This is a genomic window from Buchnera aphidicola (Therioaphis trifolii), from assembly GCF_005080705.1.
GTDB classification, from domain to species: domain Bacteria; phylum Pseudomonadota; class Gammaproteobacteria; order Enterobacterales; family Enterobacteriaceae; genus Buchnera_L; species Buchnera_L aphidicola_X.
Genome location: NZ_CP032996.1, coordinates 39,518 through 54,896, shown reverse-complemented (window position 1 = coordinate 54,896; position 15,379 = coordinate 39,518). Strand labels below are relative to the sequence as shown.

Annotated in this window: 13 protein-coding genes; 7 read left to right on the top strand and 6 right to left on the bottom strand. The window is 19.6% G+C overall.

From position 1 onward, the window contains the following. Nucleotides 1-3 precede the first annotated feature (3 nt). Complete coding sequence (ligA, locus tag D9V81_RS00260) at nt 4-2,028, bottom strand: NAD-dependent DNA ligase LigA (protein ID WP_158349324.1); 2,025 nt, start codon at nt 2,026-2,028, stop codon at nt 4-6. A 286-nt stretch (nt 2,029-2,314) separates the two neighbouring features. On the opposite strand from ligA, the gene D9V81_RS00255 reads away from it, so the two are divergent. From D9V81_RS00255 to ribB, 4 genes are all read left to right on the top strand, one after another. Further along, nucleotides 2,315-2,572, top strand: a complete 258-nt coding sequence (locus tag D9V81_RS00255; RefSeq protein ID WP_158349323.1) for an HPr family phosphocarrier protein — start codon at nt 2,315-2,317, stop codon at nt 2,570-2,572. A gap of 131 nt (nt 2,573-2,703) precedes the next feature. Next, nucleotides 2,704-4,416, top strand: coding sequence for a phosphoenolpyruvate-protein phosphotransferase PtsI (ptsI, locus tag D9V81_RS00250; RefSeq protein ID WP_158349322.1), 1,713 nt, complete (start codon nt 2,704-2,706; stop codon nt 4,414-4,416). A 50-nt stretch (nt 4,417-4,466) separates the two neighbouring features. Beyond that, nucleotides 4,467-4,967, top strand: a complete 501-nt coding sequence (gene crr / locus D9V81_RS00245) for a PTS glucose transporter subunit IIA (RefSeq protein WP_158349321.1) — start codon at nt 4,467-4,469, stop codon at nt 4,965-4,967. Nucleotides 4,968-5,109: 142 nt separating this feature from the next. Further along, nucleotides 5,110-5,754: a 3,4-dihydroxy-2-butanone-4-phosphate synthase gene (ribB, locus tag D9V81_RS00240; protein WP_158349320.1), complete on the top strand. Its 645-nt coding sequence runs from the start codon at nt 5,110-5,112 to the stop codon at nt 5,752-5,754. Here the strand turns inward: ribB and tsaD are convergent. Continuing rightward, the gene (tsaD, locus tag D9V81_RS00235; protein ID WP_158349319.1) at nt 5,749-6,774 is read right to left on the bottom strand and encodes a tRNA (adenosine(37)-N6)-threonylcarbamoyltransferase complex transferase subunit TsaD; all 1,026 of its coding nucleotides are present in this window, start codon (nt 6,772-6,774) and stop codon (nt 5,749-5,751) included. The genes ribB and tsaD overlap by 6 nt on opposite strands. Nucleotides 6,775-6,882: 108 nt before the next feature. Here tsaD and rpsU point away from each other — a divergent pair, with 108 nt between their 5' ends. The 3 genes from rpsU to rpoD all read left to right on the top strand — a co-directional run bounded on the left by rpsU (nt 6,883) and on the right by rpoD (nt 10,759). Then, the gene (gene rpsU / locus D9V81_RS00230; protein ID WP_158349318.1) at nt 6,883-7,098 is read left to right on the top strand and encodes a 30S ribosomal protein S21; all 216 of its coding nucleotides are present in this window, start codon (nt 6,883-6,885) and stop codon (nt 7,096-7,098) included. Nucleotides 7,099-7,133: 35 nt separating this feature from the next. Further along, entirely contained in the window at nt 7,134-8,858 is a 1,725-nt protein-coding gene (gene dnaG / locus D9V81_RS00225) for a DNA primase (protein WP_158349317.1), read from the top strand. Nucleotides 8,859-8,950: 92 nt separating this feature from the next. Then, on the top strand, nt 8,951-10,759 hold the full coding sequence (gene rpoD, locus D9V81_RS00220) for an RNA polymerase sigma factor RpoD (protein WP_158349316.1): 1,809 nt from the start codon (nt 8,951-8,953) through the stop codon (nt 10,757-10,759). 72 nt (nt 10,760-10,831) lie between these two features. Here rpoD and argH read toward each other — a convergent pair whose 3' ends face one another. The 4 genes from argH to D9V81_RS00200 form a co-directional block, all read right to left on the bottom strand. Further along, the gene (argH, locus tag D9V81_RS00215; RefSeq protein WP_158349315.1) at nt 10,832-12,223 is read right to left on the bottom strand and encodes an argininosuccinate lyase; all 1,392 of its coding nucleotides are present in this window, start codon (nt 12,221-12,223) and stop codon (nt 10,832-10,834) included. Nucleotides 12,224-12,294: 71 nt separating this feature from the next. Beyond that, nucleotides 12,295-13,506 carry an argininosuccinate synthase gene (locus D9V81_RS00210; protein ID WP_410051740.1) on the bottom strand — a complete coding sequence of 404 codons (1,212 nt, stop codon included), beginning with the start codon at nt 13,504-13,506 and terminating at the stop codon, nt 12,295-12,297. Next, nucleotides 13,506-14,297 (bottom strand): hypothetical protein, encoded by a 792-nt coding sequence (locus D9V81_RS00205; RefSeq protein WP_158349313.1) that lies wholly within the window; start codon nt 14,295-14,297, stop codon nt 13,506-13,508. The genes D9V81_RS00210 and D9V81_RS00205 overlap by 1 nt, the downstream gene beginning before the upstream one ends. 69 nt (nt 14,298-14,366) lie before the next feature. Further along, on the bottom strand, nt 14,367-15,260 hold the full coding sequence (locus tag D9V81_RS00200; protein WP_158349312.1) for a methylenetetrahydrofolate reductase: 894 nt from the start codon (nt 15,258-15,260) through the stop codon (nt 14,367-14,369). Nucleotides 15,261-15,379: the final 119 nt, after the last annotated feature.

Below are 15,379 nucleotides of genomic sequence, written 5' to 3'. Positions count from 1 at the left end.
ATATTAAAATTTATGTTTTTTAAATAAAACTTTATTAATTTCTTCTTCTAAAATTATTTTAATATTTAAATTTGAAGCTTTAATAATTTTATTTCCTGGATTAGAACCTACAATTAAAAAATTTGTTTTTTTTGAAATATTATTTGAAATAATACCACCTAAATGTATTAATTTATTAATTAATTCTTTTCTTAAAAAATTTTTAAATTTTCCAGTTATAACTATATTTTTTTTAAATAAAATATTTTTTTTGATTTTTATATTTTTTTTTTTTAAATTAATAAATTTAATTTTACCTTCTTTAATTAATTTATTAATATTATTAATATTTCTTTGATAAGAAAAAAAATTTAAAAAAGAACTTGAACAAATATCTCCAATACATTTAATTTTTTTTAATTCATATATACTACAATGTAATATTTTATTTAAAGAACCAAAATAATTAGCAATTAATTCAGAATGTTCTAATCCAATTTCTGGAATACCTAAAGCATAAATAAATTTACTTAATGTAGTATTTTTACAATTATTAATAGAATTAATAATTTTAGTTGCCGATTTTATTCCAAAATATTTTAACTTTGATAATATTTGAACATTTAATTTAAAACAATCCAAAGGTGTATAAATGTATTTATTGAATACTAATTTTGAAATTATTTTAGAACTAAAACCTTCAGCATATAATGCATTTTTAGAAAAAAAATGTTCTATATATTTTCTTCTTTGCTCTAAACAATTATTTCCAGCAAGACATTGTATAATAGTATAATTTTTATTATTATATAATAAAGAATTACAAGAAGGACAATATTTAGGAAAAAGTATTTTTTTAGCATCGTTCATTCTATCATTAATAATTACAGATTTAATTTTAGGTATTACATTACCAATTCTATGAATAATTACCGAATCATTAATAAATAAATTTAATTTATTAATTTCATTTTTATTATATAAAGATGCTTTTTTAATCATCACTCCAGATAATAATGTAGGAAATAAATTTGCAACAGGAGTAATAATACCAGTTCTACCAACTTGATAAGTAACACTTAAAAGTTTTGATTTTGCATATTTTGAATTAAATTTTAAAGCAATAGCCCATTTAGGAAATTTATTTCCATACCCTATTTTTTTTTGTAATATTAAGGAATTTACTTTTATAACAATTCCATCAATATTTAAAGATAAAAAATCTTTTATTTGATTTATTAAATAATAAAAATTCAAAATTTTATTTAAATTAGATGATAATAAAATATATTGACTAATACAAAATCCTAAATTACTTAACATATTTAATTGTTCTGAATGATTTTTAAAAATTTTAATATCAGAAATAATATTACATTCATAACAAAAAAAAAATAATTTTCTTTTTTTTGTTATTGAAATATCTTGATTTCGTAATGACCCTGCTGCTGCATTTCTTGTATTAGAAAATACTTTTTTATTATTTTTGATAGAAAAATTATTTAAATCATTAAAATCCTTTTTTAACATACATACTTCACCTCTAATTTCTAATAATTCTGGTACAGTAGAATCATTTAAAACTATAGGAATATTATTAATTACATAAGCATTTTTAGTAACATCTTCTCCATATATTCCATCACCTCTCGTTAATGCACGTACTAAAATTCCTTTTCTATATAATAAACTTAATGCAACTCCATCAAATTTTAATTCACAAAAAAATTTTATATTTTTATTTTTTAAACAATATTTTATATTATTATGAAATTTAATATATCCATTAACATCAAAGGTATTATCTAAAGATAACATAGGTTTTACATGTTTATTTTTATAAATATCACATATTTTATTTAATTTTATAAATGAAGATTTTATTTCATTAAAAAAAATAATATTTTTTTTTTTTAAAGAATTTATTTTTTTTACTAAAAAATCATATTCTTCATCAGAAATAATAGGCATATTTAATACATGATATAAATAATCATGATAATGTAATAATTTATATAAATATAATATTTTTTTTTTTATAAAATTCATATTTTTTAATAAATATATTTTAAAAAATTAATTAAATTAAAATTTCATAATTAAATAATTATTTAATTAATAATATTTCATAAATATATAATATATAATATAAAAATATTTATATAAATTTAATTATGAAAAAAATAATATTAAATATATTAATAATAATATTATAAAATTTAAAAAAAATAAATATAAAAATATATTATATAATAAAATTATTAATTTAAAAATTTTATTTTTAAATTATTTTATAATATATAAAAATAACATTAAAAAATATAGGAATATAAATATGTTCCAAAAAAATGTAAAAATTATTTCTCCTAATGGATTACATACCAGACCAGCTGCTAAATTTGTAAAATCTGCAAAAAAATTTAAATCTGAAATTATCATAACAACAAATAATAATTCTGCAAATGCAAAAAGTTTATTTAATTTACAAACTTTAAATTTAACAAAAGGTACTGTAATTACTATTACTGCTAATGGAACAGATGAAAAAGATGCTGTTAAATATTTAACAAAAATTCTTATGGAATTAAAATAAATTATATTTTAAAATAATTATCATTTATTTTTAATAAAAATATCTATGAAATCAAAAATTTTAACTATATAATTTATTAATTTTTAAATTAAAATAAATGATAATTGCATGTTATAATTAAAGGTAATATTATGATTTCAGGTATTTTAGCATCATCAGGAATTGCTTTTGGAAAAGCTTTATTATTTAAAAGTGATTTAATTATTATAAATAAAAAAAATATTCATGATATAGAAATAGAATCTGAAATAAAAAAATTTTTAAAATCTAAAAAAAAATCTATTAAACAATTAATAGAAATCAAACAAAAATCAAAATTAATATTTAATTCAAAAGAAACAGAAATTTTCGAAGGGCATATTATGCTTCTCGAAGATGAAGAATTAGAAAAAGAAATAATTAATTTAATTAAAAAAAAAAATAATACTGCTGCTTTTGCAATTGAATTAACTATTTCAAAACAAATACAAAAAATAAAAAAAATTAATAATATATATTTACAAAATCGAGCAATAGATATTAGGGATATTGGTAATCGATTATTAAGAAATATATTAAATATAAAAACTGTAGATTTAAAAAATATTAAAGAAAAAGTAATACTAATTGCAAATGATTTAACACCTTCTGAAACAGCACAAATGAATTTTAAATATATAAAAGGATTTATAACTAATTTAGGTGGCGAAACAGCACATACATCAATTATGGCTCGATCTTTAGAAATACCTGCAATTGTAGGAACAGGAAATATAACTCATAAAGTTAAAAATGGAGATTTTATAATATTAGACGGAATAAATAATAAAATTTTTATTAATCCTATTCAAAATATTATTGATAAATTAAAAAAGTATAAAAAAAAATATTTAAAAAAAAAAAAAAAATTAAAAAAATTTAGAATATTACCAGCAATTACAATTGATAAAAAAAAAATCGAAATTAGTGCTAATGTTAGTAATATGCAAGACATTATTAATGCAAAGAAATATGGAGCAGAATCTATTGGATTATATAGAACAGAATTTTTATTCATGGACCGTATGGAATTACCTTCAGAAGAAGAACAATTTCATGAATATAAAAAAGCTGCAATAATGATGAACAATAAAACTATTATAATTCGAACTATGGATATCGGCGGAGACAAAGAAATTCCATATATGAATTTTCCAAAAGAAGATAATCCATTTCTTGGTTGGAGAGCAATCAGAATTAGTCTTGATAGAAAAGAAATTTTACATGCACAATTAACAGCAATTTTAAGAGCATCAAGTTTTGGAAAGCTAAAAATATTATTTCCTATGATAATTTCAGTTGAAGAAATTCAACAATTAAAATATGAATTAGAAAAAATAAAATTTATATTAAATAAAAAAAAAATTGACTTTGATAAAAATATTCAAATAGGAATTATGATTGAAACACCTGCTTCTGCTATTATTTCTAAATATTTAATAAAAGAAGTTGATTTTTTTAGTATTGGAACTAATGATTTAACACAATATACTCTTGCTGTAGATAGAAAAAACGATTTAATTTCTCATTTATATAATCCAATGAATCCATCAGTTTTAAAATTAATTAAAAAAGTTATTGATGTATCTCATAAAGAAGAAAAATGGACAGGAATGTGTGGTGAATTTGCTGGAAATGAAAAAGCTACTATATTATTATTAGGAATGGGATTAAATGAATTTAGTATGAATCCATCATACATACCAAAAATTAAAAAAATTATTCGAACAACAAAATTTAAACATGCAAAACAATTATCTAAATTAGTGTTACAACAAAATACTACAAAAAAAATACAAAAATTAATAAATAATTATTTTATATAAAACATATTTAAAAATTTTTATTAAAAATATTAAAATATTAAGAATAAATTATGAATTTATTTTCTAAATTATTTAAAAATAATAATTTACCTAAAAAAAATAAAATTTTTTCTCCTATATCTGGAACGATCATAAATATTGAATCAGTTCCTGATGAAGTATTTTCAAAAAAAATTATTGGCGATGGAGTAGCTATTAAACCATCTGGTAAAAAAATTGTATCTCCAGTTAAAGGAAAAATTGGAACAATTTTTAAAACTAAACATGCTTTTTCTATTCTTTCAGAAAAAAATATAGAAATTTTTGTACATTTTGGTATAGATACAATATTATTGAATGGAAAAGGATTTAAAAAAATTGCTAAAGAAAATCAATATGTGAATATTGGTGATATAATTTTAGAATATAATTTAAATTTTTTAAATGAACATTCAAAATCTACTTTAACACCTGTAGTAATTTCTAATATGGAAAAAATTAAAACAATAAAAAAATATTCAGGAAGGGTTATTGCAGGAAAAACACCAATTATGGAAATTATATATTTATAATGAATTTTTTAAAACGGTACAATAAAAAATAGTGCCGTTTTAATTTTTTAATACTATATATTATATAAAAATTTATAATAAAAAATAAATTAATAAAATCATTTTTTATTTTAAAAAATAAAATTAATAAATTAAGGTTTTTATGATAAAAAAATTTTTATCAAAATTTGGAAATTATAAAAATAGAATAAAAAAAGCAATTATAGCATTAAAATTATGTCAAGGAGTAATTATTATAGATAATAAAAATAGAGAAAATGAAGGTGATTTAGTATTTTCTTGTGAAAATATGACAATACAGCAAATGGCTTTAACTATTCGTTATGGAAGTGGAATTGTTTGTTTATGTATTACAGAAAAAAAAAGAAAAAAATTAAAATTACCAATGATGGTAAAAAATAATACCAGTACTTATAATACAGGATTTACAGTTAGTATTGAATCTTCAAAAGGAATATCAACAGGTGTTTCAGCAAAAGATAGGATTAAAACAATAAAAACTGCTGTTTTTGATACTGCTATATCATCTGATTTTAATAAACCAGGTCATATTTTTCCTGTATGTGCACATAAACAGGGTTTATTATCAAGACAAGGTCATACAGAAGCATCTATTGTATTAACAAAATTAGCAGGATTTAAACCAATGAGTGTAATATGTGAACTAACAAATAAAAATGGTAGTATGGCTCAAATTAAAGACATATTAAAATTTTCAAAAATATATAAAATGCCAATATTAACAATAGATGATTTAATCAGATATTTAAAAAATCAAGAATTATAAATAATGATTTTTTTGTTTTATATTTAAAATAGACCATTTAGGATAAATAGAAATATCTATTTTTTTTGAAATGCCTCTTTTTAAATAAATCATTCCTAAATATGCAATCATAGCAGCATTATCAGTACAAAAAATAGGACTACAAAAATATAATTTTTTATTATGAATTAATGCATATTTTTTAAATAAATTAATTAATTTTTTATTTGCACTAACACCACCAGCAATAACTAATTGGTCATAACCTGTTTTTTTTAAAGCTTTAAAAGATTTATAAACTAAAACATCTAATATAGAATATTCAAATTCACATGCAATATCATGTAAAGCCTGTATATTATACATATGCTTTTTAATAAGATTTAAAGTAAATGTTTTTAATCCTGAAAAACTAAAATTAAAATTTGAATAATATTTCATAGGTTTTGGAAAATAAAATCTTCCTAATTTTCCTTTATTTGCAAATTGTGATAATAAATATCCCCCTGGGTAACCTAAATTTAATGCTTGAGCAATTTTATCTAATACCTCTCCTGCAGCATCATCTAAAGTTTCACCTAATATTTGATATTCACTTAATTGATATGCATTAATTAATTGTGTATGTTTTCCAGAAATTAATAATCCAAGAAAAGGAAATTTTAAATTAGGGTTTTCTATCATAGGTGATAATAAATGACCTTCCATATGATTAATTGGAATAGAAGGAATATTACAGGCATAAGCTAATGCACATCCTACTCCAGCTCCAACAAGTAATGAACCAACTAGTCCAGGTCCTGCAGTATATGCAATACCATTTAAACTATTTAAAGAAATATTATTTTTAATTATAATTTCTTTAATTAAAGGAGCTACTTGATTTATATAAGCCCTAGAAGCTAATTCAGGAACAACTCCACCATATTTACTATGTATATTATTTTGATGACGTAATTCATTAACTAATAATCCTAATTTATTATCATAAATAGCAACTCCAGTATCATCAAAAGAAGTTTCAATTCCAAGTATTCTCATTTTTTATCCCATAAAATTAAAAAATATTTATTAAAATATTTAAAATAAAACATATATGATATATGATATAATTTAAATTATTTATTTCAAAAAAAAAGGAAATTTAATATGCCTGTTATTAAAATAAGAGAAAATGAACCATTTGATGTAGCACTTAGAAGATTTAAAAGAGCATGTGAAAAATCTGGTATTCTTTCAGAAATGCGTAGACGTGAATTTTATGAAAAACCAACTACCAAAAGAAAAAGAGCAAAAGCATCTGCTATTAAACGATTAACAAAAAAATTATCACGAGAAAATGCACGTCGTATACGTTTATATTAAATATATTATTTTGAAATATTATTAAATTAAATATTATGAATCAATTTATACCTCAAGATGTTATTATAAATATATTAAATCAAGTAAATATTATTGATATAATAAGTGAACGTATTAAAATAAAAAAAATAGGAAAAAATTATTATGCTCTTTGTCCATTTCATTCAGAAAATACACCTTCATTTACTATAAATATTGAAAAACAATATTTTTATTGTTTTGGTTGTAATATACATGGAAATATTATTGATTTTTTAATGAAATATGATCAATTAACTTTTTTAGAAAGTATGCAAGAATTATCAAATATTACAGGAATTAAAATATTTCAAAAAAATTATAATGTCAAAAATCAAAAAAAACATTATAAAAAACAAAAATTAGAAAAAGCTATTCAAATCGCAGGACAATTATATTATAATAATATTTATCATAAAAATTCTAAAATAGCTCAATTATATTTAAAAAAGAGAAAAATTAATAATCATACAATTGATATCTTTAATATTGGATATTCTAATGATTTATTATTTTTATCAAAAAATATAAAAAATAAAAAATATATTTCTTATTTAAAAAATATTGGAATAATTTATACAAATCAAAATTATCAATATGATAGATTTTATAATAAAATAATTTTTCCAATTAAAAATCAATATGGTAAAATAACTGGTTTTGGAGGTCGAACATTAAATAATACTCATCCTAAATATATCAATTCTTCTCAAACTGATATTTTTAAAAAAGGTTATCAACTATATGGTATTGATAAAATTCACATTCAAGATGATAATAAATATATAATTATAGTAGAAGGATATTTTGATGTTTTATCATTATTTCAATTTAATATTAAAAATGTAGTTGCAATATTAGGTACAATAATTACAAATTATCAAATTAATATATTATTTAAATTAACTAATCATTTAATTTTTTGTTATGATGGAGATCAAGCAGGAAAAAAAGCAGCATGGAGAACAACACAAATAATATTACCTTATATTAATGATATAAAAAATATTCAATTTATCTTTTTACCAAAAGGAGAAGATCCAAATAGTATTATTTATAAAGAAGGTAAAGAAAAATTTAACAATAGAATTAAAAATGCTATTAATATTATTGATTTTTTTTTAAAAAAAATTACAAAAAAAATTAATTTAAATTCTATTTATGAAATATCTAAAATGTTAAATTTTGCAATACCAATAATAAATAATATACCAAATCAATATATTAAAATTTATCTAAAAAAAATGTTAGGACAGAAAATAGGAATTATCGATGATATAAAATTAGATGAAATAATTTATCAAAAAAAAAAATATATTAATTCTAATATTATTAAATCAAATAATATTCATATTTTAATTAGTTTAATTATACAAAATCCTATATTAAGTACTATATTACCTTTTAAAATTTATGAATTAAAAAAAATAAATATTCCAGGAATATCATTATTTTTAGAAATTTTTAAAATATGTAAAAAAAATAATAATATTAATACTGGACAAATAATTGAATTATATAGAAATCAAAAAAATTTTTTTATAATTCAAAAATTAGCATATTGGAATAATTTAATTCATAATAAAAAAAAAAATAAAGTATTTATAGATTTAATAAAAAAAATATATAATATAGCTTTAGAAAAAAAATATAACTTATTAATTATGAAAGATCGCTTAAAAAAATTACAATTAAAAGAAAAATATCTATTATGGAAAATAAATAAAGTATTATCAATTTAATATAAAAAATTTATTATCAATAATATTATTTATATATTTTTTTGTTAAAATATATTATTTAAATATAATAAAATTAATTAGGAAAATTTTTTATGAAAAAAGATTCTCAATTACAAATTAAATTATTAATTATACACGGTAAAGCGCAAGGATATTTAACTTATCTTGATATACATAATTTTCTATCAAAAAAAATGATTCATTCTAAAAAAATGAAAAATATTATTAAAATGATTAATAATATGGGAATTAAAATTATGAATACAGTACCTAAAAAAAAAAATGATTTAAATAAAAATTATATTAATAATGAAAATATTGAAGAAATAGAAACACAAGATAATACAGATCCAGAAACAGATATTGGAAGAACAACAGATCCTGTACGAATGTACATGCGTGAAATGGGAAGTGTAGAGTTATTAACTCGTGAAGGAGAAATTAATATAGCAAAAAAAATTGAATCTGGAATACATCAAATACAATCTTCAGTATCTGAATATCCCGAGGCAATTGTTTATCTTTTAAATCAATATAAACGAATAAAATTAGGTCAAATCAGATTATCAGATGTTGTTTCAGGATTTATTAATGAAAAAACAAAAAAAAATATTTTTATTAAATATAACAGTAAAAAAAATAAAACACAAAATTCAAATAAAAAAAATATCAATAATAAAAAAGAAAAAAATATGAATCCAGAAATAGCTGAAAATTTTTTCGTAAAATTAAAAAATCAATATATTAAAACTAATAAAATTATTAATCAAAAAAATAGAAATCATAAAGATTCAAAAAAAGAAATACATAAACTATCTAAAATATTTAAAAAATTCAAATTAGTACCTAAACAATTTGATTGTTTAATTAATAATATGCGTAATATGGTAACAAGGATACGAACGGAAGAACGACATATTATGAAAATATGTGTTGAAAAATGTAAAATACCAAAACCTATTTTCATAAAATTATTTATTGGAAATGAAACTAATAAGATATGGTTTTATAATGCACAAAAAATGAATAAATTATGGTCAAAAAAATTATGTGAATTAAAAACAAAAATTTTTATTATTATTAAAAAACTAAAACAAATTGAAAAAGAAACAGGATTAGTAATACAAGAAATTAAAAATATTAATAAAAAAATGGTATTAGGCGAAATAAAAACTAAACAAGCTAAAAAAGAAATGATAGAAGCAAATTTAAGATTAGTAATTTCTATTGCTAAAAAATATACTAATCGAGGTTTACAATTTTTAGATCTCATTCAAGAAGGTAATATTGGATTAATGAAAGCAGTAGAAAAATTTGAATATCAAAGAGGATATAAATTTTCAACATATGCAACATGGTGGATTCGACAAGCAATTACTAGATCTATTGCAGATCAGGCAAGAACAATTAGAATACCAGTACATATGATTGAAACTATTAATAAATTAAATCGAATTTCAAGACAAATATTACAAGAAATTGGAAGAGAACCAACTCCTGAAGAATTATCAACTAGAATGTTAATACCAGAAGAAAAAATACGAAAAGTATTAAAAATAGCAAAAGAACCAATATCTATGGAAACACCAGTAGGTGATGATGAAGATTCACAATTAAGTGATTTTATAGAAGATTCTAACTTAGAATTACCAATTAATTTAGCAACAATAGATAGTTTAAAATTAGCTACATATAATATTTTATCTGCATTAACACCTAGAGAAGCTAAAGTATTAAGAATGCGATTTGGAATTGATATGCATACCGATCATACATTAGAAGAAGTTGGTAAACAATTTTGTGTTACTAGAGAACGTATTAGACAGATTGAAGCAAAAGCTTTAAGAAAATTAAGACATCCAAGTCGAGCAGATATTTTAAAAAATTTTTTAGATGATTAATATTTATATATAATATAGCTTCCTTATTAAATATATGGAAGCTAATTTTATATAATTTTCAAAATATATAAATTAATTTTGATATAATTGTTTTTTAATTTTTAATATATGATTTAAAATTCTATTTATATTTACACCACCTTTTGATTTTTTACTATTAATACAAGTAAAAATATCTAATTTATCATATAAATCATTATCAAATGATGAATGATATTTTTTAAAAATAGAAATATTTAATTCTTCTAAAGTACAATCTTTTTTTATTGCTTCTAATACAATTTTACCAACAATATAATGAGCTTTTCTAAAATTTACACCTTTACTTACTAAATAATCTGTTAATTCAGTAGAATTAGCATATCCTTTTTTTGCTGATATAAAACAATTCTTGAAATTTACTTTTAAAGTTTGTATTATTAATATAGCAATTTTTAAAGACATTTTCCAAATATTAATTGCAGAAAATAAAATTTCTTTATCTTCTTGCATATCTTTATTATATGATAAAGGTAAACCTTTTAATACAACTAACATACTAATTAAAGAACCATATACTCGACCTGTTTTTCCTCTAATTAATTCTAATGCATCAGGATTTTTTTTTTGAGGCATTAAAGAAGAACCTGAAGTAAAAAAATCAGATAATTCAATAAAATTTGCTTCACCAGAATTAAAAAAAATTAAATCTTCAGAAAATCTTGACAAATGCATCATACTAATAGATGCACTAGATAATAATTCAAGTACATAATCTCTATCAGAAACAGCATCTAAACTATTTTCAGTAGAACTTAAAAATCCCATATTTAATGCTAATTTATCACGATCAATATTACAAAATGTTCCTGATAAAGCACCTGAACCTAATGGACTAATATTTAATCTTAACAAAGCATCTTTTAATCTACTTTCATCTCTTTTAAACATTTCAATATAAGCTAAACACCAATATGAAAAAGTTATAGGTTGAGCTCTTTGTAAATGCGTATAACCTGGCATAATATATTCAATTGATATTTTAGCTTGTAAAACTAAAGTATATTGTATTTCTTGTAATAAATTTATTAAATCATCAATATTTTTCCTACACCATAATTTTAAACTAGTTGTTACTTGATCATTTCTACTCCGACCAGTATGTAATTTTTTCCCTAATTTTCCAATTTTTTCTATTAATTTTATTTCTACCCAACTATGAATATCTTCTGCAGATGAGTTTAAAATAATATGATTATTTATATTAATCTCTTCTAATATTTCCTTTAATCCATTAACAATTTTTAAATTTTCCTTTTTTGTTAAAATATGACATTCTAGTAATGAATTTGACCATGCAATAGATCCTAATATATCATATTTTGCTAAAAAATAATCTTGAGATAAAGAATTATTAAATTTTTCAAATAATGGATGAGAAATTTTATTAAATCGTCCTCCCCATAATTTTTCATTTTTATTCATAATGATTAAATCCTTAATTTTTATTATTTAAAAAATAAAATATAATAAAATAATTTTTATAATATAAAAAATTATTTTTTATTTTTCATAGCTCTAATTTTTGAAGATAATGAAAATAATTTAATAAACCCTTGTGCATCATGTTGATCATAAACAGTATCTTTTCCAAAAGTAGCAAATTCTTCTGAATATAATGATTGTTGTGAATATTTTTTTATAACAATTATATTACCTTTATATAATTTTAAAACAATTTTACCAGATAACATATTAAAAAAAACATGAGCTGCATTTTGTATAGATTTTCTAATTGGAGAAAACCAAAGTCCATCATAAACAACTGTAGCCATTTTTAATCCAAGTTTTTGTCTCCATTGAAAACTATCACGATCTAAAATTAATTGTTCAAGTGCTCTCATTGCTGTAACTAAAATAGTTCCACCAGGAGTTTCATAACAACCTCTTGATTTTATTCCGATTAAACGATTTTCAACAATATCAATACGACCAATTCCATGTTTTGATCCAATTTTATTTAAATATATTAAACAATCTACTAAATTTAATGAATTATTATTTATAGTAATAGGATAACCTTTATCAAATTCAATTGTAATATATTCTGCTTTATCAGGAGCCATCATAGGATCAGTAGTCCAAACCCAACAATTATTATCTGGTTCATTCCAAGTATTTTCTAATACACCACCTTCTGTTGAAATATGCCAAATATTTTCATCTCGACTATAAATTTTTTCTTTTGTTGCTGTTGTTGAAATATTTTTACTTTTTAAATAATCAATTAATTCTTCTCGAGATGATAATTTCCATTTTCGCCAGGGTGATAAAACTTTTAAATTAGGATCTAAAGCAGCATATGCCATCTCAAATCTAACTTGATCATTTCCTTTACCAGTAGCACCATGACAAACAGCAATAGAATTAGTTTGATGAGCTAACTTTATTTGTTCTTTAGCAATAATCGGTCTTGCCATAGCTGTTCCTAATAAATAATTACCTTCATATAATGCTCCAGTACTTAAAACAGGAAAAATATAATCATAAACAAAATCTTTTTTTAAATCAACAATATAACAATCACTAGCACCAGATTGTATTGCTTTTTCTGAAATACCATCTAAATCATTTTTTGATTGTCCTACATCAGCTACAAATGCAATAACTTCTAATGAATAATTTTCTTTAATCCATGGAATAATAGCTGAAGTATCTAAACCTCCGGAATAAGCTAATACTACTTTATTAGTATGTTTTATTTTAATCACAAATTATGTCCTTTTTTTTTATATAAAATATTTGTTCCAATTGATTTATTTAAAAATATATTTTTTAATTTATTATTATTAATAAAACTAGCAATATTTACAATTTGATTTAAATGTTTAGAAACATTAAGAGCTGAATTAACTTTAGTATACATACCATTTTTAATAACACCTTGTAAAATTAATTTTTTAAAAATAATATTATTAATTAACTTTATTTTTTTTCCTTTACCATTTAATACTCCATTAACATCTGTTAGTATTACTAAACGTGCCTTTAATGCTTTAGCTAATAACATAGATACTATATCAGCATCAACATTTATAAGATAATTATCTTTAGTGATTCCTGTTGGATGAATAATAGGTATTATGTTATTTGAAAAATAATATTGAATTAATTTTAAAGAATTAATATTACAATAAATAGAATCTTTAACATTTATTGAATTTAGAATAATAGTATCACCATCTGTAAAACGTAAACCAATTGCATTAATTTTATTAATATGAGCATATTTTATAATATAAGAATTAATAATACCAGAAAAAATACCTATTTTAAAATAATTGTTAACATTATTATTATAATTAAAATTTTTAAATATATTATTATTTAATAATGATATATTTTGAAATATATTTTTTGCCCAAAATTCTCCTCCATGAATTATCACAATATTTTGATTAGATTGTTTAAAATTATATAATATTTTAAAAAAATTATTAATAGCAAATTTACTATTTAATAAAATTCCTCCTAATTTTATAACTAAAATATTATTCATAAAAATATACTCATTAAAAAATAAAATTATAATAAGATTATATAAATATATAATATTAAATAAAATAAATTAATTTATTTTAATATTTTGTTTTAATATAGAACATAAAGTATAAACTATTTCAAAGTCATTTAAAGTATAAAAATGAAATTTATTTACTCCTTCTTTACATAATTTTTGAATAATATCAACACATATAACTAAACCAATCATTTTATTAATATGAATATTATTAATATTTATATTATTAAATATATTATTAATCCAACTTGGAACATATACATTAGTTAAATTAATAAATTTTTTTAATTGTTGAAAATTCATAATTGGTAAAATTCCTGGAATAATATCAACATTAATTCCAATACTAATACAACGATCTCTAAATTTTAAATATTTATTTACATCAAAAAAAAATTGAGTAATTGCTCTATTTGCACCACAATTAATTTTTTCTTTTAAATGTATTAAATCCAAATTAGCATTTTTTGCTTCAGGATGTACTTCAGGATATGCAGCAACTGAAATATCAAAATCAGCAATTTTTTTTAATAATGTAACTAATTGAAAAGCATAAACTTCAGAATTATATTCTTTTGATATTACATCACCACGTAAAGCAACAATACTCTTAATACCATTATTCCAATATTTTTTAGATAATTTTGTTATTGTATTAATATTATTAATATATGTAATATGCGGAGCAATATTTAAATTTAATGTTTTTGGAATATTTTTAATTGCTTGATAAGTATAATTAATTTCAGAATTTCTTGGAGTACATGTTATAGATATAAAATTAGGATGAAAAATACTTAATTTTTTAATTGAAGATAAAAAATTGTTATTTTCTTTATTAAAAATTTTGGGTGGAAAAAATTCAAAAGAAATATCAATTTTAGAATTTATATCAAAAATTTTTTGATATAAATATTTATAAGAATTATATAAATGATTCATAATAATATCCTATTTATATTCAAAAAAAATAAAATATTAAAAAATATTATTTATTTAAATTATAATTATTATAATATATTTATAATTTTTTTTTATTTTTTTTATATTTTTTAAAAAAA

Bases quoted from the DNA above. Each gene is read 5' to 3' on its own strand.
- rpsU (WP_158349318.1), top strand. From the start codon at position 6,883: ATGCCTGTTATTAAAATAAGAGAAAATGAACCATTTGATGTAGCACTT.
- dnaG (WP_158349317.1), top strand. From the start codon at position 7,134: ATGAATCAATTTATACCTCAAGATGTTATTATAAATATATTAAATCAA.
- rpoD (WP_158349316.1), top strand. From the start codon at position 8,951: ATGAAAAAAGATTCTCAATTACAAATTAAATTATTAATTATACACGGT.
- crr (WP_158349321.1), top strand. From the start codon at position 4,467: ATGAATTTATTTTCTAAATTATTTAAAAATAATAATTTACCTAAAAAA.
- ribB (WP_158349320.1), top strand. From the start codon at position 5,110: ATGATAAAAAAATTTTTATCAAAATTTGGAAATTATAAAAATAGAATA.
- D9V81_RS00200 (WP_158349312.1), bottom strand. From the start codon at position 15,260: ATGAATCATTTATATAATTCTTATAAATATTTATATCAAAAAATTTTT.
- argH (WP_158349315.1), bottom strand. From the start codon at position 12,223: ATGAATAAAAATGAAAAATTATGGGGAGGACGATTTAATAAAATTTCT.
- ligA (WP_158349324.1), bottom strand. From the start codon at position 2,028: ATGAATTTTATAAAAAAAAAAATATTATATTTATATAAATTATTACAT.
- ptsI (WP_158349322.1), top strand. From the start codon at position 2,704: ATGATTTCAGGTATTTTAGCATCATCAGGAATTGCTTTTGGAAAAGCT.
- tsaD (WP_158349319.1), bottom strand. From the start codon at position 6,774: ATGAGAATACTTGGAATTGAAACTTCTTTTGATGATACTGGAGTTGCT.
- D9V81_RS00205 (WP_158349313.1), bottom strand. From the start codon at position 14,297: ATGAATAATATTTTAGTTATAAAATTAGGAGGAATTTTATTAAATAGT.
- D9V81_RS00255 (WP_158349323.1), top strand. From the start codon at position 2,315: ATGTTCCAAAAAAATGTAAAAATTATTTCTCCTAATGGATTACATACC.